Raw genomic sequence first — 22,224 nt, 5'->3', positions numbered from 1 at the left:
GATTCGGCTCATTCCAGCCGGTCGGACGGACGCCCGGGTTCGGACAAGGACCGTTCGTCTACGGCCTGTTGATCCCGCCGTCCGCCGGTCGGCCGGCCCGCCCCTGCTCAGCCTGCCGGGCAGGACACGTCCCCGGCCGGGCGACGACCGGTGACCAGGAAGTCCGTCACCGCCGCGTCGCCGCAGGCGTTCCCGTTGGCCCGGTAGACGTCGTGGCCGCCGGAGTCCACCGTCACCATCCGGGCCCGATCACCCAGCGCCGCACGGAGCTTGAGCGCACCCGCGTACGGGGTGGCCGGATCCCGCAGGTTCTGCGCCAGCAGGATGTTCGCCGGGCCCCGGCCGGTCACCCGCACCGGCGGCTCGCCCGGCGCGAACGGCCCGAAGGCGCACGGCATCACGTTCACCGGCATGCCCGCGGTGAGCGGACGGGCGGCGCGCTCGGCGGCCACGTCCCGGACGTAACCGGCCGGATCGGCGGGCCAGCCGACGTCGTTGCAGAGGGTGCCGACCGACACGGCGATGGTGTTCTGCACCGCCTCGTCCGGCGGCAGCACCGGGGCGGGCAGCGGCCGACGGCCGAGGCCGACCAACATCAGCCGGGCCAGGTCGGGGAACTTGGCGTCCGCGTACAGGCTCTCCAGCATCGTCTCGCGCAGCACGTTGCCGCTCAGTTCCGCAGGGTTGGCGCCGGGCCAGGGCAGCGGCGCGGCGTCGAGGCGGGCGGCGAGGTCCAGGAACAGCGGGCGGACCTCGTCCGGGGTGTCCGCGACCCGGTCCGGGTTGCCCGGCGCCGAAGCCCACGCGGCGAAGTCCGGGAAGCGGTCCTCGGCGCCCCGGCCGAAGGCGGCGAGCCAGCCGCGCCCCACCCGCGACGGGTCCGGGTCGTCGTTGCTGTCCAGCACGATCCGGTCGGTGCGCCCGGGGAACATGGTGGCGTACACCGCCCCCGCGTACGTGCCGTACGAGGTGCCCCAGGCGGAGAGCCGGCGCTCGCCGAGGGCCTCGCGGATCCGGTCGATGTCCCGGGCCTCGTTCCGGGTGGAGATGCTGCGCAGCACCGGGCCGCCGTTGCGGGCGCAGGTCTCGGCGATCCGGCGGGCGGTGGCCAGGTTGTCGTCGATCGAGCCGTCCGCGGCCGGCCACGGGCGCAGCTTCACCATCGCGAGATCGGCGTGCTCCAGACCGCAGCTGACCGGCGTGGAGCGGCCCACGCCGCGCGGATCGAAGCCGACCAGGTCGTAGCGGTCGAGGACGGACTGCGGCAGGCGCTTCACCGCGCCGCTCGGGACGTCCACACCGGAGCCGCCCGGCCCGCCCGGGACGGTCAGCAGCACACCACGGCGCAGACCGGGCTTGGCGGCCGTGATCCGGGAGACGGCGATGGTGATGCGCTCGCCGTCCGGGTGCGCGTAGTCGAGCGGCACGGTGACGGTGGCGCACTGCTGGCGGGGATCGGCCTGGCCCGGGCAGGCCGTCCAGGTGAGGCGGTCCGAGCCGGCCGCGGCGGCGGGGTGGGCGGCGAGGGCGGTGACGGAGAGCGCGGCGGCCGCGGTGACCACGGCGAGGGTGCGGTTGAGGTTCGGCATGCCCGGAAGTCTTCCGGGCACGGGGACTTGGGCCCATCCGGGCAGCGGGCCGACCGGTGGTGGGGTAAACCCCCGCAAGCCCGACCGCACTTGACAGTGCGTCAAATCCTCCAGCGGATCCGGCTCGGAGGCCGGCGCACACGGCGGCTCACGCGGCCGGAAGCGAAGCCGCCGGCGGCGGTCAGGGCGGCAGGTCGAGCAGCGGCGTCAGGGCGGCCGGGCGCTGCTCGACCGGCAGATGGTCCACCGGGTGGAAGGCGCAGCCGAGGGCGGCCGCCCCGCCGTCACAGGTCCGGTCGTCGCCGACCATCAGCCCACCGCGCTCCGGCTACCGGAGGGTCAGGACGCGCGGGCCGTCCTCGGTGATGGCGACGGTGTGCTCGATGTGCGCGGCACGGCTGCCGTCCGTGGTGCGCAGCGTCCAGCCGTCCGAATCGGTGTGGTAGTCGCCCCGGCCGCCCGCCGTCAGCATCGGCTCCAGCGCCAGCACCAGGCCGGGGCGCAGCGGGTAACCCCGGCCCGGGCGGCCCTCGTTGGGTACGTGCGGGTCCTCGTGCATGCTCCGCCCGATGCCGTGCCCGCCGAAGCCTTCGAGCAGGCCGTAGCGTCCGGCGCGGGCGACCTTGCCGATGGCGTGCGCGATGTCGCCGATCCGGTTGCCGACCACGGCGGCGGCGATCCCGGCCTCCAGGGCGCGCCGGGTGGTGTCGATCAGTACCGCGTCCTCGGGCCGGGCGGCGCCGACGGTGAAGCTGACGGCGGAGTCCCCGGCCCAGCCGTCCAGGAGGGCGCCGCAGTCGATGCTCACCAGGTCGCCGTCGCGCAGCCGGTAGCCGCCCGGGATGCCGTGCACGACGGCGTCGTTCACCGAGGCGCAGATGACGGCCGGGAACGGCACGGGCGCGAAGGACGGCCGGTAGCCGAGGAACGGCGAGGTGGCCCCGGCCGCCCTCAGCACGCCGTGCGCCACCTCGTCCAGCTCCAGCAGGCTGACGCCCACGGCCGCCGCGTCCTGCACGGCGGCCAGCGCGTCCGCCACCACCCGCCCGGCTTCGCGCATCGCGTCCAGGGCGGCGTCCGACTTGATTTCGACCATGGTGGGTCGTCTCCCCTCAATCCAATTCTTATACCGGTATTTGTATCACGGTCGAAGGCGGGGCGGCCGCGCGGCAGGACGGGAGCACCGGAGCGGGGCGCACGGCGCGACCTCGCGGGAGCACGACGCGACCCCGGAGGGAGGGCCTAGTATCGACGGCATGGTGAGGACTCCACTGACCCCGTGGGAGCGCGAGCGCGGGGAGCGCTTCGGGGCGCTGCTGCGCGAGGCGCGCGGCGCGCGCAGCATGGTCGAGGTGGCGGCGGTGGCCGGCGTCTCGGCGGAGACGTTGCGCAAGATCGAGACCGGACGGGCGCCGACGCCGTCGTTCTTCACCATCGCCGCGCTGGCGTTCGCGCTGGATCTGTCGCTGGACGAGCTGGCGGCCGTGTGCGCGCTCCCGGAGGACGGCGAAGCCCTCTCGGCGTGACGCCTTAACGCTTTAACGCCTTACCGCTTTAACGCCTTACCGGCTTAACGGCCTTTTGCCGGGCCGGAATCGATCATCACCATTCGATGACCCGAGGCTCCGGACACCGCCACAGACGATCCTTGACGCGTTCAGACCACCGAGGGTAGCGTCCTTGATTGTCGGCCTTCAGCCGAGGGACAAACGGACCTGTCCCGACTGGGTTTCGCCGCCGGATCGCCCTCCGGATCCGCACCCTCGCAGCCTCGCGGCGCTATCGCCCCCGGAATTCCACTGTCCGCCGACGTGCGTTCCCGGATTCTCCCCGGGCACCTCCGTGCCCGGTCGCTGAACGATCCCCATTCGGTTTCTCTCCAGGAGTTGAACCCATGGCTGGTTCGCGCCCGATCCGCACTCCCAAGGAACTGCTCGCACAGCACCTGATCCAGGAGGATCAGGTCGCGGCGATCACCGATGTCGCCAAACGGTACGCATTGAGCATCACACCGGCGATGCGCAGCCGCATCGTCGAGCTGGACGACCCGGTGGCCCGTCAGTTCGTGCCCACCGAAGACGAGTTGACCTCCCTGCCGGAGGAGCGGGAGGACCCCATCGGCGACGATCCCTTCACCCCGGTGAAGGGCGTCACCCACCGCTACCCGGACCGCGTGCTGCTCAAGCCCGTCCTGGTATGCCCGGTGTACTGCCGGTTCTGCTTCCGCCGGGAGGTGGTCGGCCCCGGCGACTCGATGCTGAAGGAGTCCCAACTCGCCGCCGCGCTGGACTACATCCGCTCCCACCCGGAGATCTGGGAGGTGATCTTCACCGGTGGCGACCCGTTCATCATGTCGCCCGACCGCCTGCGGCCGATCCTCAGGGCGCTCGACGGGATCGAACACGTCAAGGTGATCCGCTTCCACACCCGCGTGCCCGTGGTGGACCCGGACCGGGTGACCGAGGACCTGGTCGAAGCCCTCACCATGGACACTCCGGTCTGGGTCGTCGTGCACACCAACCACAGCCAGGAGATCGGCGACGGCGCGCGGCGCGCGCTGCGGCTGCTGGCCGGCTCCGGGATCCCGCTGGTCAGCCAGACGGTGCTGCTCAAGGGGGTCAACGACACCCCCGAGGCGCTGGAGGACCTTTTCCGCACCCTGATCGTCAACCGGGTCAAGCCCTACTACCTCCACCACGGCGACCTCGCCGTGGGCACCAGCCACTTCCGCACCACCATCAAGGAGGGGCAGGCGCTCGCCCGCAGCCTGCGCGGCCGCGTCTCGGGCCTGTGCCAGCCCACCTACGTGCTCGACATCCCCGGCGGCCACGGCAAGGTGCCCATCGGCCCGACCTACCTGAACGGGAACGGGACCGTGACCGACCCGTGGGGCATCGCGCACACCTACCCGCCCAAGACCACCGAGGACTGACCGCCCCCGCCGAAGGGAACCACCGGCCCATGGTCTCCGAGCCCACCCCGCGCCGGCCGAACCCCACCCTGCCGCCCCCGCCCCGGGGCTCCGGCGCCGGCGTGCTCGGCAACGCCGTCCGCCACCCGGGAGGGACGCTGACGCTGATCGGGGCCTCGGCGATCTGGGGCCTGTGGACCACCGCGGAGAAGTACTCCATCCGGGGACTTCCCGTCATGACGGTGCTCGCCGTCTCCCTGTTCACCGCCGCCGCCCTGCCGTGGGCCGTCCTGCTGTACCGGGGCGGCCACCGGCGCCCGTCGCGCGACCAGTTGAAGCGCCTCGCCCTCCTCGGGCTGTTCGAGCCGATGGTGGGGTACGGGGCCATCGGACTGGGGATGGCGCGGATCGACGCCACCCAGGCGTCGATCCTCCGCGGCTCCGAGGCCTGTTTCGTCGTGGCGCTGGCCGCGGTGATCAGCCGCCGGGCACCCACGCCGCGCGGTGTCGGCGGCGTCGTGCTGGGCGCGGTCGGCGTCGCCGCGCTGGGCGGGAGCCACGCCCTGCTGGGGCTCGGCGTGGGGGATCTCCTGGTGCTGGCCGGGACGTTCGCCGCCGCGGCGGCCACCATCATCACCGGACGCGTCGTCAGGGAGACCGATCCGCTGGTCGCCACGGCCTACCAGTTCGGCTTCGGCCTGCTGTTCTCCCTGCCGCTGTTCGTGGGCCAGTGGGTCATCAGCGGCAGTCTGGTCACCGGCGGCGCCCGCCCGCTGCACTGGATCGTCGCGGCGGGCGTCTGCGGCGGCGGGCTGGCCGGGGCGTTCCTGATGTACAACTACGCCGTGACGCGGACCCCGGTCACCACGGCGGGCGTCCTGCTCAACATCATCCCGGTGTTCGGACTCGCCTTCGCCGTGGCGCTCCTGGGCGAGCGCATCGACGTCTGGCAGTACGTGGGGGCCGCGCTCATCCTGGCCGGGATCTTCCTCTTCTCGGAGATCCCCGGGGCGGACTCCGACGGCTGAGCCCCGACCGGCCGTCCCCGACGATGGTCCCGAACGGCGGCGGCCCGCCGGGCGCGTGCTGCGCCGGGCGGGCCGTCGTGGGGCGGGCCGGTGGCCGTGAGTCGGGCCGGTGACCGTGGGGCAGGGAGGTGGTCAGCTCACGGAGCTGTTGTAGCTGTCGATGGCGGGCTGGAGCTCCTTGGCCGCGTCGGCCAGGGCCTGCTGGGCGGTCTTGGAGCCGGCGATGGTCTGCTCGATGGCCGTCTCGACGCCCTTGCGGGCCTGCGGCATCACGCCGAGCAGGCAGCCGGCGGTGGCCGGGGAGGGCTTGGTGGCCTTGAGCTGCTCGATGGCCGTCTGGAACTGCGGGTACTTGGCCACCCACTCCTTGTCCTTGGGGTCGTCCAGGGACTTGCGGTTGACCGGGAAGTAGCCGGTGCCGGTGTGCCAGGCGGCCTGCTGCTCGGGGGCGGTGACGAACTTCTCGAACTCCCAGGCGGCGCGCTTCTCGGCGTCGGAGTGGCCGGGGCCGCTGATCCACAGCGAGGCGCCGCCGATGACCGGGCCGCCCTGGTCGGCGGCGGCGACCTTGGGGAAGGCCGCGGTGCCGACGGCGAACTTGGCGGCCTCGGTGTAGCCGCGCAGCACGCCGGTGGACTCCAGGTGCATGGCGACGGTGCCGGCCTTGAACGCGGCCTGGGCGTCGTCGGTGTTGCGGCCGGTGTTGGCCGCGTAGCCGCCCTTGACGAGGTCGGCCCACCACTGGACGATCTGCGCGCCCTGGGCGGAGTCGAAGACGGCCTTGCCGGCCTTGTTGGTGCGGCCGTTGTCCTGGTCGCAGTACATGGTGCCGGACTCGGCGAGCAGCTGCTCGACGAACCAGCCGTAGATGGCGGCGCCGAAGCCGTAGCGGACGGTCTTGCCGTCGGCGTCCTTCTTGGTCAGCTTCTTCGCCAGCTCGCCGAGGTCGGCGAGGTCCTTGGGCGGCTGGGCCGGGTCGAGACCGGCCTCCTTGAAGGCGTCGGCGTTGAGGTAGAGCAGCGGCATGGAGGAGTTGAACGGCATCGAGACGAGCTTGCCGCCGACGGAGTAGTAGTTGCGGATGTTCGGGTCGAGGTCGTCGAGGGCGAAGCCGTCCTTGTCGGCGAAGGCCTGGGCCGGGACGGTCTGCTTGGAGTCGATCATGAACCGGGTGCCGATGTCGTAGACCTGCACCAGGGCGGGGGTGCCCTTCTGCTGCACCGCGGCCTTGTACTTGGCGACCAGGTCGTCGTACTTGCCCTGGAACTGCGCCTTGACCTCGATCTTGCCCTGGTGGGCGGCGTTGAACTGGCTGACCAGCCCGGTGAGGACCTCGGCGTTCTTCCCCGTCATCGAGTGCCAGAACTCGACGCCGGTGACGCCCGAGGCCTGGTCGAGCGCCTGGGCACCGGGGACGGCGTCGGAGGAGCCGCCGGAGCCGGAGGTGGAGTCGCCGGAGCTACAGGCGGTCAGGGACAGGCCGGCCACCAGCAGGGCCGCGAGCGCGCGGGCACTCTTCTTCACGGGAGGGTTCTCTCTCTGTCGGGAGGGACGTGCTCGAAGGAGCGGGAGGAAGCGGCGGAGCGGGTCAGCGGACGGCGCCCGCGGTGAGACCGCGGACGATGAAGCGCTGGCCGAAGACCACCAGGGCGAGCGTGGGCAGCAGGGAGAGCACGACGCCGGCCAGGATCAGGCCCGGATCGGACATCTCGGAGTCGCGCAGCGAGGTGAGGCCGATCTGCAGGGTCTGCATGTTCGCCGTGCGGGTGATGATGAGCGGCCAGAAGTACTGGTTCCAGGCGGACAGGAAGACGTAGATCGACAGCGCCGCCAGGGCCGGCTTGTTGAGCGGGACGACGATCCGCCACAGGAACCGCCAGTGGCCCGCGCCGTCGATCCGCGCGGCGTCGCGCAGTTCGCCGGGCAGCTGCCGGAAGGCCTGCCGCAGCATGAAGGTGCCGAAGCCGGAGGCGAGGAAGGGCAGCACCAGGCCGAAGTAGGTGTTCCCGAGCCCCCAGCCGGACAGTGTCAGGTAGTTGGGGATGATGACGGCCTCCCACGGGACCATCAGCGTCGCCAGGAACACCCCGAACACCACGGCCCGCGCCTTGAGCGGCAGGAACACGAAGGCGTACGCGGCGAGGACCGAGGTGAACAGCTGGGCGAGCGTGATGACGGTCGCCACGATCGCCGAGTTGGCGTACTGCCTCGCCAGCGGGACGGTGTCGACGGCGCCGGCGAAGTTCCGCCCGGTGACCGAGTGGGGCACCAGCGCCGGCGGGTAGGAGGAGAGTTCGGACGGGCTCATGAAGGCGCCGGCGATCGCGTAGTACACCGGGAAGGCCACGGTGACGACGGCGACGGCGAGCAGCAGGTAGACGGCGGCACGGCCGAGCAGGTCGCGCGGCGAACGACCGGCCAGCACGCGGGGGCGCGGGCGCGGCGCGGCGGCCCCGTCCTGGACCCCGGGCCCGGCCTCGGTGGCGGTCACGGTCATGCGTAGTGCACCTTCCGCTCCAGGACGCCGAACTGGACGGCCGTGCAGGCGAGGACGACCACGAGCAGCACCACGGCCTGGGCACTCGCGGTGCCGAAGTCGCTGGAGCCGTAGGCGAAGGCCTTCTCGTAGACGGAGTAGACGAGGGTCCGGGTGGCGCCGTCGGGGCCGCCCTTGGTGAGGATGTGGATCTGGCCGAAACTCTGCAGCGAGTGGACGGTGGAGACCACGGTCAGGAAGAACAGGTTCGGACCGAGCATCGGCACGGTGATCGAACGGGCCAGCCGCAGCCCCGAGGCGCCGTCGATCCGCGCGGCCTCCAGGATCTCGCCGGGGATCGAGCCGATGCCCGCGGACAGCACCAGCACGTTGTAGCCGAGGCTCATCCACACCGTGGTGACGGCCACCGAGACCAGCGCGTACCGGGAGTCGGTCAGCCAGCCGATCGGGCCCAGCCCGACGTGCGAGAGCAGGCCGTTGAGCACCCCGCTGGCGGGGTTGAAGAACACCGCGAAGACCACGGACGCGCTGGCCACCGAGAAGGCGAAGGGCAGCGCGAACGCGGAGCGCAGCAGCCGTACGCCCCGGATCCGGTTCTCCAGGAGCAGCACCAGCACCAGCGCGCCCAGCACGCCGGGCACCACGGTGAGCAGCGTGAACAGGGCGGTGGTGACGAGCGTGCGCCGGAAGTCCGCCGAGGTCAGCAGCTCGGTGTAGTGCTTCAGCCCGACGTAGCGCGAGGGCGCGCCGAACAGGTCGTTGGCGTGTCCGCTCAGGTAGATGGTCCGTCCCAGCGGGTAGCCGATGAAGAGGACGAAGACCACCAGGGAGGGCAGCAGGAAGGCCCAGGCGAGGCCGTGCTCACCCCAGCGGCTTCGGCGGCCCGGGTGGGGCTTGGTGTGCGGTGCGGTCGGCATGGGTTTGCGCGTCCCGCCTTTCGTTGCGTCGGTTCCGGCCGAAACCGTGTCCTGCCCACACGACGGGTCGGAAACCCCACGGTGAGCAACGGGTGTCGGTGGGATTACGCGTTCGCGTCAGATTCGGCCGGTCGTGGGCGGACGGGCGTTGGGGCGCGTCCCCGGCCGGTCGTGGGCGGGCGGGATGTGCGGCGCGCCCCCGCCCGTTCCGGTACGCCCTCCGGTGGCACCGGACTGTCGGTGGGGCGTCGTACGGTTCCCGGACTGTCGGTGGGGCGTCGTACGGTTCCCGGATGGACGACACCGAATTCGACATCCGGGCCGCGATGGCCGAATCCCTGCGGGGCCGCGCGGGCGCCCGGGCGCTGGTCGAGGGCTTCGCCGCCTACTGGGGCGAGCCGCTGCGGCCCGACGACGACTTCACGGACGCCGAACTCGACGCCGCCGAAGGGCGCCTGGGCCTGCGGCTGCCGGCCGCGCTGCGCGAGGCGTACCGGCTGTTCGGCCGCCGGGAGGACCTCACCGGCAACCACAACCGGCTGCTGTCGCCGGAGGAACTGTTCGTCCTGGACGGCGCCCTGGTGTACCAGGAGGAGAACCAGGCGTGCGCGCACTGGGGCGTCCTGCTGGCCGACCTCGACCAGGACGATCCGCCGACGGTGGGCCGACTCGACCTCGCGGACAAGTCGGAAGAGCGCTGGGAGCCCTGGGAGGAGCGCTTCTCGACGGCCGCGACGGCGATGGTGATGGTGGAGAAGCTGTTGCAGGACGACGAGTTGAGCGTGTTCGCCGAGTCCGGAGTGGAGGTGCCGGAGGGGCTGACGGAGCTGCCCCGGCTCGGCCGTGGCTGCCGCTGGTTCACTGGGCCGGACGTGCTGGTCGTCGAGCTCGACGAGGACCTCGTGGTGGCCCGGGCCCGGACCGAGGAGGCCCGGGACGCACTGGCCGAGCAGTGATCTGATGGCCCAACGACGGTACCCCGCCCGCTCGTTGGGCCACGGGTGGATCAGGCGATGGCCCAACGACGGGTCGCTGCCCGGCCGTTGGGCCACGGGTGGATCAGGCGGTGGCGCCGCCGTCCAGGACCAGGTCGGCGCCGACGGTGAAGCCCGCCTCGGACGAGGCCAGGTACAGCACCGCGGCGGCGACCTCCTCGACCGCACCCGCCCGGCCGACGGGGAGGCTGTCCTTCATCCGCGCGGCCTTGTCGTCGGCGTTCTCGCCGGGCCGGGTGGACATGCTGGTGTCCACCGGGCCGGGGCTCACCATGGTGATCCGGACTCCGTCCGCGATGTGGTCGAGGGCGGCGCTGCGGGTCAGCGCGGTGACGGCGGCCTTGCTGGCGGCGTAGGCGCCGAGGCCGGGCACACGCATGTGGACGCCGAGGTTGGAGGAGATGTTGACGATCGCGCCGCCGCCGTGGGCCCGCATGTGGCGGATCTGGTGCTTCATGGCGAGCCAGGTGCCGGTCAGGTTGACCGCGAACACCCGGTGCCACTCGTCCTCGTCGATGTCGGCGACCGGGCCGACGGCGCCGAACACCCCGGCGTTGTTGACGGCGACGTCCAGGCCGCCGAGGAGTTCGACGGTCTCCCGGACCAGCCGGGCGGCGTCCTGACCGTCCGCCACGTCGCCGGTCAGCGCGACGGCCTTGCCGCCCGCCTGCTCGATCAGCTCGACCGTCTCGGCGAGCGGGCCCGCGCTGCGGCCCGCGACCGCGACCCGGGCGCCCTCCCGGGCGAAGGCGAGCGCCACGGCCCGTCCGATACCGCTGCCGCCGCCGGTGACCAGGACGGACTTGCCGATGAAACGCGTGGTCATGAGAGGTGCTCCTTGATCTGGATGGTGCGTTCTGGTGCGGTGTCGGTCTCTGTGGTGGTCTCGGGAGTCACCCGCGCCGGCATGGCGACGGCGAGGGCGGTGAGCGCCAGGGCGGTGCCCGCCGCCGCGAAGGCCGCGGCGTAGCCGCCGACCACGCTCGGGCGGGTGGCGGCGAGCGCCATCAGGGCGGCCACCCCGGCGGTGGGGCCGAGTTCCATCGCGGTGTTGAGCACGCCCGCGGCGAGGCCGGTCCGTTCGGGCGGCACGCCCGCGGTGGCGAGCACGGCCGCGCCGGCGAAGGCGGTAGCGGCCCCGGTGGGCAGCAGGAGCAGCCCGGGCAGCAGCCCGGTGGCGTAGTCGCTGCCGGGCGCGAGGCCCGCCAGCAGGCCGAGCCCGGCCGCCGCGAGGGCGAGTCCTCCGGCGGTGACCGCGACGGCGCCGTAGCGGGCCGTCAGCGGCCCGGCCAGGCGACCGGCCGTCAGCAGTGCCGCCGCGTACGGCAGGAAGGCGGCGGAGGTGGCCAGCACGCCCCAGCCGCGGACCTGTTGGAGGTAGAGCGCGAGCAGCAGGAAGGTCAGCGCGGTGCCGGCGGCGGTCGCCATGACGGCGGCGAGGGCGGTGGCCCGGCGGCGGTCGGCGAGGAAGCCGGGCGGCAGCAGCGGGTCGGCGGTGTGCCGTTCGACGGCGGCGAAGGCGCACAGCAGGGCGAGCCCGGCGGCCAGCGGCAGCAGCGTCCCCGGGCTTCGCCAGCCGTGGTCGGTGGACGCCACCAGCCCGTAACTGGCCGCGCAGACACCGGCGGCGGCCAGGGCGGCGCCGGGCAGGTCCAGCCCCGGCCGGCCGACGGCCGACGGTCGGCCGGCGGGTTCGGCGGGCGGCAGCGAGCCGGAGCGGACCAGGCCGACGAGGGCGACCAGCACGGGCACCGCGAACAGCCAGCGCCAGGAGACCCAGGCGGCGACGGCGCCGGAGAGCAGGTTGCCCGCCGTGGCGCCGAGCACCGAGAGGCCGCCCCAGGCGGCCATCGCCCGCCGGTATTCGGCGGGTTCGGGCCGCAGCACCCGGACCACGGCGACCGCCGCCGGGGCTGCCAGGGCCGCGCCGACGCCCTGGGCGAAGCGGCTCGCCAGCAGGACGGGGTAGCCGGGCGCGAGGGCGCAGGCGATCGAGGCGGTGCCGAGCAGGGCCAGGCCCACCCGCAGCAGCCGGCGGCCGCCGTGGCGGTCGGTCAGCCGCCCGCCGAGGAGCAGCAGGGCGCTGAAGGAGAGTCCGTAGGCGGCGCTCAGCAGCAGCACACCGGGCAGGCCGAGCCCGAACTCCCGGGCCACCAGGGGCAGTGGCACGGACAGGATCATGATCGTGAAGATCAGCGTGGCCTGCACGCCGCCGAGCAGGGCGAAGCCGGGCCGGTCGGCCGTGGCGACACTCATGGAAACCCCCCTCTCCATAATGACCGTTCGGTCCAGTATTGGGACAGCAAGAGGCGACCTCCACCGTCGCCCCGCCATCGCCCCACGATCCGTCAGTCGACCCGTCAGTCGAGCAGCACCAGCGCCTGCTCGGCGGCGTCCCGCACCCGGGACGCGCCATCGGCGGTCCGGCCCAGCACCCGCACGCCCTGCAACAGCACCAGCAGCATCCGGGCCAGCGCCCTCGGGTCCCGCCCGGCGGGCAGTTCGCCCTGCGCCTCGGCCCGGACCAGGGCGGCGGTCAGCACCGTCTCCAGGTGGCCGAGCCCGGCCTCCACCCGGCGGGCCGCCGAGGGGTCGTGCGCGGCGAGCTCGACGGCGGTGTTGGTGATGAAGCACCCGCGCTTCAGCCCGTCCTCGGCGGACTCCGCCGCGAACCGGCGGACCAGCGCGCGGACGGCCGGCAGCACCGGGCCGGGCTGGGAGAGCTCGGCCAGGAGCACCGGGTCGGCCTGCTCGCCGTACCGCTCCAGCGCCCGCAGGAACAGTTCGTGCTTGCTGCCGAAGGTGGCGTAGATGCTCGCCCGGGCGATCCCGAGCTCCTCGACCAGGTCGGCCATCGAGGTGGCCTCGTAACCGCGCCGCCAGAACAGCTCAAGGGCCGACTGGAGCACGGCGTCCGGGTCGAATTCCTTCGTTCGCGCCATGGGTGAACGCTAACCCTTTCCAGAACGGTCGGTCAAGATCCTCCCCGAAGGTCGCACACGTGGGATCTGACGGAGCATTGCCAAGTGGACTAGACCAAGGCTACCCTTACCGCCCCGTACCTCCTCCTCCCCCCACAGGAGGCGTTTCCCCATGCCCGCGAACCTTCCCACCTCTCCCCAGCAGGCGGCCGAGGCCGCCCGCCCGCTCGTCCTGACGGCCTTCCGGGTCGTCGTCGGGCTGCTCTTCGCCTGCCACGGCGCCGCCTCGCTCTTCGGCGTCCTCGGTGGCACCAAGGGCGGCGGCACCGTCCCGCTCGGTCAGTGGCCCGGCTGGTGGGCCGCGCTGATCCAACTGGTCGGCGGCGCCCTGGTGCTGCTCGGCGTCGGTACCCGGACCGCCGCCCTGCTCTGCTCCGGCTCGATGGCGTACGCCTACTTCACCGTGCACCAGGAGCACTCCCTGCTGCCGCTGCAGAACGGTGGCGAACCCTCCGTCATGTTCTGCTGGGCCTTCCTCGCCATCGCGGTGCTCGGCTCCGGCCCCTACGCCCTGGACCGGCTGCTGGCCCGGCGCACCACGGCCGAGCCGGCCGCCCAGCCCGCCCCGGCCGGGGCACACCAGGGCCAGACCGGCTGAGCACCCGGCCCTGCCCAGGGCCCGACGAGCGGCTCGACGGACTGACTGTGCGGGGTCAGTCCTCGGCCAAGTGCCGTTCCACCGAGGCGACCTTGGCGGTGAGCCCGTCGGTGACCCCGGCCCGGTCGTCGATCTTGATGACCGTGCTCACCCGGCCGCTGTAGTCCTTCACCGCCTCGATCGCCGCCCGGATCACCGGCATCACCTCGTCCCACTCCCCCTCGATGCTGGTGAACATCGCGTCGGTCCGGTTGGGCAGTCCGCTCGCCCGGACCACCCGGACGGCTGCTGCCACCGCCTCTCCCACGTCCTCGCCGATCCCCAGCGGGGTCACCGAAAAGGCTGCGATCACGGCTCTGCGCTCCTTCCGCCGACGGCACTCACCGGCGGCACTGGTCGTGGCCGGGACCAGGTTCCGGTCCGGGCCGCGACCAGGCTAACCAGCCTTGCCGGCGCTCACACCACGGTCGGCAGCGGCGGTTCGACCGCGAGCGGAGCAGTGGCGCGGGCCCGGTGCTGGGCGGCCCAAGCGGTGAGGGCCACCGTGCAGGCGTGGTCCAGGTGGCGCAGCCCGGACCAGTCGAGTTCCACCGGCCGGTCGGCCGGCAGCCGTTCCAGGGCGTCCAGCAGCCGGGGCAGCCGCAGGAAGGTCGCGTTGCCGGTGAGCCGGACGCGCTGCAGGGCCTCGCCGGACGGCAGGACCAGTTCCTCCAGGCCGATCTGGAGGTGTGAGGTCTGCCAGGCGGACTTGGCCACGGCCAGGCCGATGCCGATCAGCACCCCCTCGAACAGGTCGGTGGCGATGATGGCGCTCGCGGTCACCGCGAGCACCAGCGCCTCGCCCCGGTGGCCGCGGCAGAGTGCGGCGATCCGCCGCAGCGGGACGAGCTTGGCGCCGGCGTGGACCAGGACGGCGGCCAGCGCGGTGAGCGGGACGAGCCCGAGCACGCCGGGCAGCAGCGCGGTGAACAGCAGCAGCCAGAGCCCGTGCAGGGTGCGCGAGGCCTTGGTCCGCGCCCCCGCCTGGACGTTGGCCGCGCTGCGGACGATCACCGCGGTCATCGGAAGGGCGCCGAGCAGCCCGCAGACGGTGTTGCCGATGCCCTGGGAGGTCAGCTCGCGGTCGTAGTCGGTACGCCGGCCGTGGTGCATCCGGTCGACGGCGGCGGCGCTGAACAGCGTCTCGGCGGAGGCGATCAGGGTGAAGGCGACGACCGTGCCGAGGCCGGCGGTGCCCGCCACCGCGCCGAGCGCGGCACGGTCGGGCAGGTGGACGACGTCGAGCAGGCCGGACACCCGGACCCTCGCCACCGGCAGGTCGGCGGCGGCCGCGACGGCGGCGGCCAGCCCGACCGCGGCCAACGGCGCGGGGACGCCGCGGGCGACGCGCCCGGGCAGGTACTTCCAGCCGACCAGCACGAGCAGGGTGGCCAGGCCCAGGGCGACCGCGCTCGGGTCGGCCACGCCGGTGACCACGTCCGCCAGCAGGTCGGGCAGTCCGGCGATCTTCTCCGGCCCGGTGGCCGGGGCGCGGCGGTCGGCGAGCGCGTACAGCTGGCCGAACAGCAGGGTCAGTCCGATGCCGGCCAGCATGCCGTGCACCACCGAGGCGGACATCGCCCGGAACCAGCGGCCGAGCCGGAGCGCTCCCATCGCGATCTGGAGCAGCCCGGTGCCGAGGACGAGCAGGCCGAGGGCGGTGACGCCGAAGCGCTGGACGGCGTCGTAGACCAGGACGGTCAGCCCGGCGGCCGGGCCGCTGACCTGGAGGCTGCTGCCGGGCAGGAGGCCGACGACCAGGCCGCCGACGATGCCGGTGACCAGACCCAGTTCGGCGGGGACGCCGGAGGCGACCGCCACCCCGACGCACAGCGGCAGGGCGACCAGGAACACCACCAGCGAGGCGGGCAGGTCGTAGCGCCAGGGGACGGCGCGCAGCACGGCGAGCGGGGGCCGGCGGCGGCCCGGCGGGGCGGCCTTGCCGGGGTGGCCCGGCGGGGCCTTGCGGCGGCGGGGCGTTCGGCTCACCCGGTCACCACCGGGGGGCGGGCAGGGAGACAGCGCATGGCGGCGTTCCTTTCGCGCGCCCGCCGCTGCGGGCACGCCGTCACAGGGAGGTGATGGGGGTCGCAGGGGGGTGAGGAGAGGGAAGGGAGGTGGACCGCGCGGAGGGGGCGACAGCGGTACGGCCGCAGGTCCGGGCGGACCGGACGGCGGCGGCGGGTGTCGGGTCGGTGCGGCCAGGGGGTGCGTCCCTCGCTCGGGTGCGGCGGACCGGGCACGCTGGTCCTGGACGGGATCGGCCGCCGGAGCTCCCCCACTCCCGGACCGTCCCGAATCCCCCTGCCACGGCCTCAGTTGGACATCACGGGCCCGGCGTGCCACCGACGGTACCCAGGGGTGCGGGGTGGGCCGACCTCGGGCACCGTCCCTTCACCCGCACTGCACACCGGCCGCGCTTTCCGGCGCGGAACGACCGGCTCCCCGGGCACACCAGCGCGATCGGCGCCCACCTGTACGAGCCCGGCCCCGTCTCCCCGCCCCTCGGACGCCCGCGGCGACCTGCGGTTTCACCCCCCGGGGCCGGCTTCCACATTCTGTTGGACCTCCCCTTGACGCCCCGCCGAGGCCAGCCGTACCGTATTTCCACATACAGAAACCGTTCTTCCGTATGGTGGAATTCTGGAGATGAGCCCTCCGACCCACTGCGGGCCGACGCAGGAGATACCCGATGCCTCGTATGACAGCCGCCCGCGCGGCCGTGGAGATCCTCAAGCTCGAAGGCGTTGAGGTCGCGTTCGGCGTGCCGGGCGCGGCCATCAACCCGTTCTACGCCGCGCTCAAGGCCTCCGGCGGGATCAGGCACACGCTGGCCCGGCACGTCGAGGGCGCCTCCCACATGGCCGAGGGCTACACCCGCGCCAAGGCCGGCAACATCGGCGTCTGCATCGGCACCTCGGGCCCGGCCGGCACCGACATGATCACCGGTCTGTACTCGGCGATCGCCGACTCCGTCCCGATCCTGTGCATCACCGGCCAGGCCCCCGTCGCCCGCCTGCACAAGGAGGACTTCCAGGCCGTCGACATCGCCTCGATCGCCAAGCCCGTCACCAAGGCCGCCACCACCGTGCTGGAGGCCGCACAGGTCCCCGGTGTGTTCCAGCAGGCCTTCCACCTGATGCGCTCCGGCCGTCCGGGCCCGGTCCTGATCGACCTGCCGATCGACGTCCAGCTGACCGAGATCGACTTCGACCCCGAGGCCTACCAGCCGCTCCCCGTCTACAAGCCCGCCGCCAACCGGATCCAGATCGAGAAGGCGCTCGCGCTGCTCCAGGCGTCCGAGCGCCCGCTGATCGTCGCCGGCGGCGGCGTCATCAACGCCGACGCCGCCGAACTGCTGCGGGAGTTCGCCGAGCTGACCGGCGTCCCGGTGGTCCCGACCCTGATGGGCTGGGGCATCGTCCCCGACGACCACGAGCTGAACGCCGGCATGGTCGGCCTCCAGACCTCGCACCGCTACGGGAACGAGAACTTCCTCGCCTCCGACTTCGTCCTGGGCATCGGCAACCGCTGGGCCAACCGCCACACCGGCGGCCTGGACGTCTACACCGCGGGCCGCACGTTCGTCCACGTCGACGTCGAGCCCACCCAGATCGGCAGGATCTTCGCCCCCGACCTCGGCATCGCCTCCGACGCCAAGGCCGCGCTGGAGCTCTTCCTCCAGGTCGCCCAGGAGCTCAAGGCCGCCGGGCGGCTCAAGGACCGCAGCGAGTGGGCCGCCGCCACCCAGGACCGCAAGGCCCGGCTCCAGCGCCGCACCCACTTCGACGACGTGCCGATCAAGCCGCAGCGCGTCTACGAGGAGATGAACAAGGCGTTCGGCCCGGACACCCGCTACGTCACCACCATCGGCCTCTCCCAGATCGCCGGCGCGCAGTTGCTGCACGTCTACCGGCCGCGGCACTGGATCAACTGCGGCCAGGCCGGCCCGCTCGGCTGGACCATCCCGGCCGCGCTCGGCGTCGCCACCGCCGACCCCGAGGGCCAGGTCGTCGCGCTCTCCGGCGACTACGACTTCCAGTTCATGGTCGAGGAGCTGGCCGTCGGCGCCCAGCACCGCATCCCGTACGTCCACGTGCTGGTGAACAACGCGTACCTGGGCCTGATCCGCCAGGCGCAGCGCAACTTCGACATCGACTTCCAGGTCAAGCTGGAGTTCGAGAACATCAACGCGCCGGAGCTGGGCGTCTACGGCGTGGACCACGTCCGGGTCGCCGAGGGCCTGGGCTGCAAGGCGATCCGGGTCACCGAGCCCGAGGGCCTGCTGCCGGCCTTCGAGGAGGCCAAGAAGCTGGCCGCCGAGTTCCGCGTCCCGGTCGTCGTCGAGGCGATCCTGGAGCGGGTCACCAACATCTCGATGGCCGCCGCCGACATCGACAAGGTCAACGAGTGGGAGGAGATCGCCACCCTCCCCGAGCACGCGCCGACCGCCGTCAAGCCGCTGGCGCCCTGAGCCCGCCGCGGGCCGCTCGGGGCGGGATCCGGACCGGATCCACCACTGCGCCCCGCCCCGAGTGGCCCGGACGCGCACCGGGTACAAACCGGAAGACGCTCGCGCCCGACCTCCGTGCGCGGGCCCGGAGCCCCCTGGAGCGGACACCATGCCCTTCAGCATGAGCAAGGCCGAGCGCGAGCGGTTCCTCGCCGCACCGCACGTCGGTGTGCTGGCCGTCGACTCCGGCGCCGGAGCGGACCGGGGCCCGCTGGCCGTACCGGTCTGGTACACCTACGTCCCCGGCGGCCTGCTCACCGTCGTCACCGGCCGCGACTCCGTCAAGGCCCGGCGGATCCGCGCCGCCGGGCGGTTCACCCTCTGCGCCCAGCGCGAGCAGGGCCCGGCCGCGTACGTGAGCGTCGAGGGCCCCGTGGTGGCGGTCGAGGACCGGCTCGACCGCGACGAGTGGGCCGCCCTCGCGAACCGCTACCTGTCACCCGAGGCCGCGCGCGACTACCTGGCCTCCGCCCGGGAACAGTTGGCCGCCGACATCACCTTCCGGATGCGGCCCGAGCGCTGGTCGAGCGCCGACTTCTCATCCTTCGGGGCCGACCTGTCGCAAGACCGGTAGGTCGGGGTCGGTCCAGGTGGTCGCGGCCACTACGGTGGCCAGGCGACCACCTGTTCCGCACTCCTTTCGAAAGGACCACCACCGTGAGCCTGTACGACATCCCGCTCCGCACCCTCACCGGCGAGCCCACCTCGCTGGCCGAGTACAAGGGCAAGGCGCTGCTGATCGTCAACGTCGCCTCCAAGTGCGGCCTGACCCCGCAGTACACCGGCCTGGAGAACCTCCAGCAGCGGTACGCCGCACGCGGGTTCACCGTGCTGGGCTTCCCCTGCAACCAGTTCGCCGGGCAGGAGCCGGGCAGCGCCGAGGAGATCCAAACCTTCTGCTCCACCACCTACGGCGTCACCTTCCCGCTGTTCGAGAAGATCGACGTCAACGGCGACGACCGGCACCCGCTGTACCGGCAGCTGACCCAGGTCACCGACGCCGAGGGCGAGACCGGGGACGTCAGCTGGAACTTCGAGAAGTTCCTGGTCTCCCCCGACGGCACCGTGGCCGCCCGGCTGCGGCCGCGGGTCGAGCCGGAGTCGGCCGAGCTGATCGCGGCGATCGAGGCCGTCCTCCCGGCCTGACCCCCACCCACCCCCCGACGGACCGGCCCAGGGCACCCGCCCGGGGCCGGTCCGTCGTTCCCCCGAGCCGTCGAGCAGCCCCTCTCGATTGCCGAGTCGGCCTCGACTGAACTGAGCCAGTAGAACTGCGCACTACCCATGTCCGTTCGTGTGGGGGTTCGTCGAGCGGACCGTGGAGAAGACCGAGCTGCTGATGCCGGTGCGGCAGCAGCCACTTCGCAGGCTCGGCCGCCCAGTGCCCGTGCCTCACCAACTCGCGCTGCTCCCACCCTCAGACTGGACGGCGCTGCGGATCCCAGCCGTCGATCGGTGTCCACTCGTGCTCCAGGATCGAGTAGGTGATCGAGTCGCGCCAGGCGCCGTGGACGAAGACGTGATCACGGATCCGCCCGTCCTCGGTCATCCCGGCACGGAGAAGTGTTCGCGCGGATGCTTCGTTGAGCGGAGAGCGGGCGGCCCAGATGCGGTGCAGGCCCAGGACGTCGAAGCCGAGGGCGCACAGCAGGTGGACGGTCTCCGTGCCGAGGCCCTTGCCCCACTCGGCCGGGTGGAGGGCGAAACCGATGGTGGCGGCCTGCTGCGGCTCGGTGGCCAATCGCGCGTACCCGATCAGCCGATGCTCACCGAGGTGGGTGACAGCAAGGCCGTACTCGGTCCTCGGGCCGTCCTTCGCCGAGTTCATCGAGCGGTCGACGATCGCCTGGACCTGCTCATGGGTGCGGGGCTCGAAGCTGAGGTACCGGGTGGCCTCGGGGTCGCCGTAGATGGCCAGGAGGCCATCGGTGTCCTCGGGTTCGACTTCGCGCAGTGCCAGGCGGGGGCCGGCCGGGTGAACTGTGGTCATGGCAGCGGAGCCTATCCGCGGGGTCACCGGACGAGGACCGAGGTCGGGGCGGCGGTGAAGGCCTCGATCTCCTGGCGCAGGTTCACGCCCACGACGCCGTTACGACGGTTGTCGGCACTCAGCGCGGCGTGGACGCGCTGGGCGCTGCTGACGATGCCGAAGTTCCGCTGCTCGACGGGGAGGTCGAGCAGCGGGCGGACGGCCTCGGCGGCGCCCTCGGTCTCTCCTCGGGCGATGCGGGCGAGCGCAAGGTCGGTCTGAGTGCCGGCCTCGTCGCCGAAGGCCCAGTCGTTCTCGGAGGCATCTCGATAGGCGGCGACGGCCGCCTCGGACCGGCTCTAGCCGAGGACGGCGTCCTCGCCGAGTTGCACGGTGGCCTCAGCGACGTAGTAGAGCTGGCGGGCCGCGGGGAAGGTCATGGCCGGGTTCACCTGGTGCCACGGAGGCCCGCCAGGGCGCTGCCATCGAGCTGTCGATCACCGTCCCGCTCCCGCCGGAGGAAGAGGAGAAGTACCGGGTGACCCCAGGCCTCACCCCCTCCTGAGCGCGGCCCTCGCCGCGCAGACCTTAAGGTGCCAGCCCTGCCCGCTTCGCCATAGCGAGCAGACCGGGCTTAGAGCGTTGGTGCATGACGATCAGCACCCGCAGCACCTCGCGACCCATCGGGTGTATCTGTGCCATCTGCGGAGCGACGGCATGGGCGGCGTTGAGAGCTTCCTCGGCACCGGCGTAGTCGCGCACGGCCAACCGGGCGCGGGCGACGTCGATGTACAACCGGCCTAGGCGGTTTGGCTTCAACCCCGCTGGTGGGGATGCGATCAGTGAACCGGACATCTGGACAGCGAGGTCGGGGGCGTCGAGTTCGACGTGGGACGCCAGCTCGTACAGTGCGGTGTTTCCCCGGCCGAACGTCAGATGGTGCTGAACTAGGTCCCTGCCGTCCGGAAGCATCTCGGCCAGGGTCCACGCGTGCCGCAGATGATCACGGGTGGCGTTGGCGTCCTTGGCTCTCGACGCCAGCACGACGCCGCGCAGATGGAGAGAGCCGAGGTGGATGGTCCGAAAGGGGCCACTCCCGGGTACGGCCTCGTAGCGGCTGATAGCCCTCTCGATGATGGCCAACCCGTCCTCATACTGGCCAGCAGACTGGTACGTACCCGCCTCATTCCACGCTGCTGCTGCCTCGGCAGACGGGTTCCAGGTCTGCTGCGCGGCCCACATCTGGCGAGAGACGATCATGTCGGCAAGATCGGGCTGTGCGAGTCGGTGTGCAACCGTGTACGCGCAGCTGTACACATCCGCGACGTAGCCCCACGCCGTCGCCTCGCCTCGGGAATCGAGAGCGGAGGCGGTCGTTTGGCCGAGGAGTGCGGGCAGCATCCGCAGCAATTCCAGGTACTGCGTGCTGGCCCTCAGGTCAGCAGCGGTCTGAACGGCCACAGTGGTCTCGGCCGGGGAGAGCGGGCTCTCTCGTGGAAGAGTGTGGCGACGAACAGTGTTCCGAAGCTCGTTGAGCAGGTCCGTCTGCTCGGTCGGGCCGACGAAGGGATTCCCGTAGACGCGGGCGGTGGTGACGTGGAGAACCCGAGCGAGGGCAGCCACCACCGCAGGGGTCGCAGGCCTGAGCCCAGTTTCGACCTTGGAAAGGTAAGAGAGCGTGATGCCGGCCTCCCGGGCAAGTTTGGCCTGACTCAGGCCGCGCGCTTTCCGGAGTACCGCGATGTTCTCGCCAGCTGACGGCGCCGTGTTCCCCATGCAATCAATCATCCCAGCTCGACGACTAGATGACTGAACATCAGGCGTGGCAAAGGTTGTTGTGCAAGTTTCGTGTTAACTGATCTTGGTCATCCGCCGTTGAATGATTGCAGCCAGTAAGCAAGCCATCACCTTCTAGCCCTCGGGCACCGCCTCACCAGCACTCGCGTACCGGCGGGGAGGCAGCCCGATACGGTCTCCGTGCACACGGGCCGGGATTCCCTCCCGGCTGTACCGGAAGCCGTCGGCCGGGTTGAACGGGTGCTCCGCGCTGGGGCGTTCGAGCACATCGAACGCCCCGGCGGGGAGCCGAAGGCTAGTGTCCTGCGCCGGAGATCTGTCGTTAGATCTTGCGTGAGTGATTCTTCGGATGCGTCGGTGCGTCGTCGTGGTCCCGCGTTGGAGCCGTTG

20 protein-coding genes and 1 pseudogene are annotated in these 22,224 nt (G+C 72.3%); 8 read left to right on the top strand and 13 right to left on the bottom strand.

Annotated elements, in window-relative coordinates:
* Positions 1 to 107: 107 nt before the first annotated feature.
* The 3 genes and pseudogenes from AB0P03_RS18220 to map form a co-directional block, all read right to left on the bottom strand.
* On the bottom strand, positions 108 to 1,589 hold the full coding sequence (locus AB0P03_RS18220; protein ID WP_363587309.1) for an alpha/beta hydrolase: 1,482 nt from the start codon (positions 1,587 to 1,589) through the stop codon (positions 108 to 110).
* A gap of 181 nt (positions 1,590 to 1,770) precedes the next feature.
* Positions 1,771 to 1,902 (bottom strand): annotated as a pseudogene (locus tag AB0P03_RS18215) (hydrolase); the annotation flags it as partial.
* A gap of 15 nt (positions 1,903 to 1,917) precedes the next feature.
* On the bottom strand, positions 1,918 to 2,685 hold the full coding sequence (gene map / locus AB0P03_RS18210; RefSeq protein WP_363629640.1) for a type I methionyl aminopeptidase: 768 nt from the start codon (positions 2,683 to 2,685) through the stop codon (positions 1,918 to 1,920).
* Positions 2,686 to 2,845: 160 nt separating this feature from the next.
* Between map and AB0P03_RS18205 the strand changes: the two genes are divergently transcribed.
* The 3 genes from AB0P03_RS18205 (at position 2,846) to AB0P03_RS18195 (ending at position 5,528) form a co-directional block, all read left to right on the top strand.
* On the top strand, positions 2,846 to 3,115 hold the full coding sequence (locus AB0P03_RS18205; protein WP_063346085.1) for a helix-turn-helix transcriptional regulator: 270 nt from the start codon (positions 2,846 to 2,848) through the stop codon (positions 3,113 to 3,115).
* A gap of 368 nt (positions 3,116 to 3,483) precedes the next feature.
* Positions 3,484 to 4,521 carry a lysine-2,3-aminomutase-like protein gene (locus AB0P03_RS18200; RefSeq protein WP_363629638.1) on the top strand — a complete coding sequence of 346 codons (1,038 nt, stop codon included), beginning with the start codon at positions 3,484 to 3,486 and terminating at the stop codon, positions 4,519 to 4,521.
* A 29-nt stretch (positions 4,522 to 4,550) separates the two neighbouring features.
* The gene (locus AB0P03_RS18195) at positions 4,551 to 5,528 is read left to right on the top strand and encodes a DMT family transporter (RefSeq protein WP_363629636.1); all 978 of its coding nucleotides are present in this window, start codon (positions 4,551 to 4,553) and stop codon (positions 5,526 to 5,528) included.
* A gap of 132 nt (positions 5,529 to 5,660) precedes the next feature.
* Here AB0P03_RS18195 and AB0P03_RS18190 read toward each other — a convergent pair whose 3' ends face one another.
* From AB0P03_RS18190 to AB0P03_RS18180, 3 genes are all read right to left on the bottom strand, one after another.
* Positions 5,661 to 7,052, bottom strand: a complete 1,392-nt coding sequence (locus tag AB0P03_RS18190; protein ID WP_363587305.1) for an ABC transporter substrate-binding protein — start codon at positions 7,050 to 7,052, stop codon at positions 5,661 to 5,663.
* A gap of 64 nt (positions 7,053 to 7,116) precedes the next feature.
* Complete coding sequence (locus tag AB0P03_RS18185; protein ID WP_363629635.1) at positions 7,117 to 8,025, bottom strand: carbohydrate ABC transporter permease; 909 nt, start codon at positions 8,023 to 8,025, stop codon at positions 7,117 to 7,119.
* Positions 8,022 to 8,942, bottom strand: a complete 921-nt coding sequence (locus tag AB0P03_RS18180; protein ID WP_363629634.1) for a sugar ABC transporter permease — start codon at positions 8,940 to 8,942, stop codon at positions 8,022 to 8,024. Before AB0P03_RS18180 ends, AB0P03_RS18185 begins: the two co-directional genes overlap by 4 nt.
* Positions 8,943 to 9,235: 293 nt before the next feature.
* On the opposite strand from AB0P03_RS18180, the gene AB0P03_RS18175 reads away from it, so the two are divergent.
* Positions 9,236 to 9,898: an SMI1/KNR4 family protein gene (locus AB0P03_RS18175; protein ID WP_363629632.1), complete on the top strand. Its 663-nt coding sequence runs from the start codon at positions 9,236 to 9,238 to the stop codon at positions 9,896 to 9,898.
* Between the two features lie 103 nt (positions 9,899 to 10,001).
* On the opposite strand, the gene AB0P03_RS18170 is transcribed toward AB0P03_RS18175, so the two are convergent.
* From AB0P03_RS18170 to AB0P03_RS18160, 3 genes are all read right to left on the bottom strand, one after another.
* Positions 10,002 to 10,763 (bottom strand): glucose 1-dehydrogenase, encoded by a 762-nt coding sequence (locus tag AB0P03_RS18170; protein WP_363629630.1) that lies wholly within the window; start codon positions 10,761 to 10,763, stop codon positions 10,002 to 10,004.
* On the bottom strand, positions 10,760 to 12,193 hold the full coding sequence (locus tag AB0P03_RS18165; RefSeq protein ID WP_363629628.1) for an MFS transporter: 1,434 nt from the start codon (positions 12,191 to 12,193) through the stop codon (positions 10,760 to 10,762). Before AB0P03_RS18165 ends, AB0P03_RS18170 begins: the two co-directional genes overlap by 4 nt.
* 104 nt (positions 12,194 to 12,297) lie before the next feature.
* Positions 12,298 to 12,879: a TetR family transcriptional regulator gene (locus AB0P03_RS18160; RefSeq protein ID WP_363629626.1), complete on the bottom strand. Its 582-nt coding sequence runs from the start codon at positions 12,877 to 12,879 to the stop codon at positions 12,298 to 12,300.
* A 151-nt stretch (positions 12,880 to 13,030) separates the two neighbouring features.
* Here AB0P03_RS18160 and AB0P03_RS18155 point away from each other — a divergent pair, with 151 nt between their 5' ends.
* Positions 13,031 to 13,516 (top strand): DoxX family protein, encoded by a 486-nt coding sequence (locus AB0P03_RS18155; protein ID WP_363587298.1) that lies wholly within the window; start codon positions 13,031 to 13,033, stop codon positions 13,514 to 13,516.
* 55 nt (positions 13,517 to 13,571) lie between these two features.
* On the opposite strand, the gene AB0P03_RS18150 is transcribed toward AB0P03_RS18155, so the two are convergent.
* The gene (locus tag AB0P03_RS18150) at positions 13,572 to 13,868 is read right to left on the bottom strand and encodes an MTH1187 family thiamine-binding protein (protein ID WP_363587297.1); all 297 of its coding nucleotides are present in this window, start codon (positions 13,866 to 13,868) and stop codon (positions 13,572 to 13,574) included.
* 104 nt (positions 13,869 to 13,972) lie between these two features.
* On the bottom strand, positions 13,973 to 15,457 hold the full coding sequence (locus tag AB0P03_RS18145) for a SulP family inorganic anion transporter (protein ID WP_363629748.1): 1,485 nt from the start codon (positions 15,455 to 15,457) through the stop codon (positions 13,973 to 13,975).
* A gap of 790 nt (positions 15,458 to 16,247) precedes the next feature.
* Between AB0P03_RS18145 and gcl the strand changes: the two genes are divergently transcribed.
* The 3 genes from gcl to AB0P03_RS18130 all read left to right on the top strand — a co-directional run bounded on the left by gcl (position 16,248) and on the right by AB0P03_RS18130 (position 19,214).
* Positions 16,248 to 18,029, top strand: a complete 1,782-nt coding sequence (gene gcl, locus AB0P03_RS18140; RefSeq protein ID WP_363587296.1) for a glyoxylate carboligase — start codon at positions 16,248 to 16,250, stop codon at positions 18,027 to 18,029.
* Positions 18,030 to 18,177: 148 nt separating this feature from the next.
* A complete protein-coding gene (locus tag AB0P03_RS18135; protein WP_363587295.1) occupies positions 18,178 to 18,642 on the top strand; it encodes a pyridoxamine 5'-phosphate oxidase family protein in 465 nt (154 codons plus the stop codon).
* An 83-nt stretch (positions 18,643 to 18,725) separates the two neighbouring features.
* The gene (locus AB0P03_RS18130) at positions 18,726 to 19,214 is read left to right on the top strand and encodes a glutathione peroxidase (protein ID WP_363629624.1); all 489 of its coding nucleotides are present in this window, start codon (positions 18,726 to 18,728) and stop codon (positions 19,212 to 19,214) included.
* Positions 19,215 to 19,485: 271 nt separating this feature from the next.
* Here AB0P03_RS18130 and AB0P03_RS18125 read toward each other — a convergent pair whose 3' ends face one another.
* Together AB0P03_RS18125 and AB0P03_RS18120 are read right to left on the bottom strand one after the other, a co-directional pair.
* Positions 19,486 to 20,058, bottom strand: coding sequence for a GNAT family protein (locus AB0P03_RS18125; RefSeq protein WP_363629623.1), 573 nt, complete (start codon positions 20,056 to 20,058; stop codon positions 19,486 to 19,488).
* Positions 20,059 to 20,625: 567 nt separating this feature from the next.
* Positions 20,626 to 21,813, bottom strand: a complete 1,188-nt coding sequence (locus AB0P03_RS18120; RefSeq protein ID WP_363629621.1) for a helix-turn-helix transcriptional regulator — start codon at positions 21,811 to 21,813, stop codon at positions 20,626 to 20,628.
* Positions 21,814 to 22,224: the final 411 nt, after the last annotated feature.

Source organism: Kitasatospora sp. NPDC088779, assembly GCF_040685395.1.
In the GTDB taxonomy this organism is placed as follows: domain Bacteria; phylum Actinomycetota; class Actinomycetes; order Streptomycetales; family Streptomycetaceae; genus Kitasatospora.
Note: the sequence above shows the minus strand (reverse complement) of the source record. Positions and strands in the feature narration are given on the sequence as shown.

What these genes read in the sequence shown, in the direction of transcription:
- AB0P03_RS18205 (WP_063346085.1), top strand. Translation starts at nt 2,846, where the DNA reads ATGGTGAGGACTCCACTGACCCCGTGGGAGCGCGAGCGCGGGGAGCGC.
- AB0P03_RS18155 (WP_363587298.1), top strand. Translation starts at nt 13,031, where the DNA reads ATGCCCGCGAACCTTCCCACCTCTCCCCAGCAGGCGGCCGAGGCCGCC.
- AB0P03_RS18160 (WP_363629626.1), bottom strand. Translation starts at nt 12,879, where the DNA reads ATGGCGCGAACGAAGGAATTCGACCCGGACGCCGTGCTCCAGTCGGCC.
- AB0P03_RS18120 (WP_363629621.1), bottom strand. Translation starts at nt 21,813, where the DNA reads ATGGGGAACACGGCGCCGTCAGCTGGCGAGAACATCGCGGTACTCCGG.
- AB0P03_RS18180 (WP_363629634.1), bottom strand. Translation starts at nt 8,942, where the DNA reads ATGCCGACCGCACCGCACACCAAGCCCCACCCGGGCCGCCGAAGCCGC.
- AB0P03_RS18125 (WP_363629623.1), bottom strand. Translation starts at nt 20,058, where the DNA reads ATGACCACAGTTCACCCGGCCGGCCCCCGCCTGGCACTGCGCGAAGTC.
- gcl (WP_363587296.1), top strand. Translation starts at nt 16,248, where the DNA reads ATGCCTCGTATGACAGCCGCCCGCGCGGCCGTGGAGATCCTCAAGCTC.
- AB0P03_RS18165 (WP_363629628.1), bottom strand. Translation starts at nt 12,193, where the DNA reads ATGAGTGTCGCCACGGCCGACCGGCCCGGCTTCGCCCTGCTCGGCGGC.
- AB0P03_RS18220 (WP_363587309.1), bottom strand. Translation starts at nt 1,589, where the DNA reads ATGCCGAACCTCAACCGCACCCTCGCCGTGGTCACCGCGGCCGCCGCG.
- AB0P03_RS18135 (WP_363587295.1), top strand. Translation starts at nt 18,178, where the DNA reads ATGCCCTTCAGCATGAGCAAGGCCGAGCGCGAGCGGTTCCTCGCCGCA.
- AB0P03_RS18170 (WP_363629630.1), bottom strand. Translation starts at nt 10,763, where the DNA reads ATGACCACGCGTTTCATCGGCAAGTCCGTCCTGGTCACCGGCGGCGGC.
- AB0P03_RS18200 (WP_363629638.1), top strand. Translation starts at nt 3,484, where the DNA reads ATGGCTGGTTCGCGCCCGATCCGCACTCCCAAGGAACTGCTCGCACAG.
- AB0P03_RS18195 (WP_363629636.1), top strand. Translation starts at nt 4,551, where the DNA reads ATGGTCTCCGAGCCCACCCCGCGCCGGCCGAACCCCACCCTGCCGCCC.
- map (WP_363629640.1), bottom strand. Translation starts at nt 2,685, where the DNA reads ATGGTCGAAATCAAGTCGGACGCCGCCCTGGACGCGATGCGCGAAGCC.
- AB0P03_RS18185 (WP_363629635.1), bottom strand. Translation starts at nt 8,025, where the DNA reads ATGACCGTGACCGCCACCGAGGCCGGGCCCGGGGTCCAGGACGGGGCC.
- AB0P03_RS18175 (WP_363629632.1), top strand. Translation starts at nt 9,236, where the DNA reads ATGGACGACACCGAATTCGACATCCGGGCCGCGATGGCCGAATCCCTG.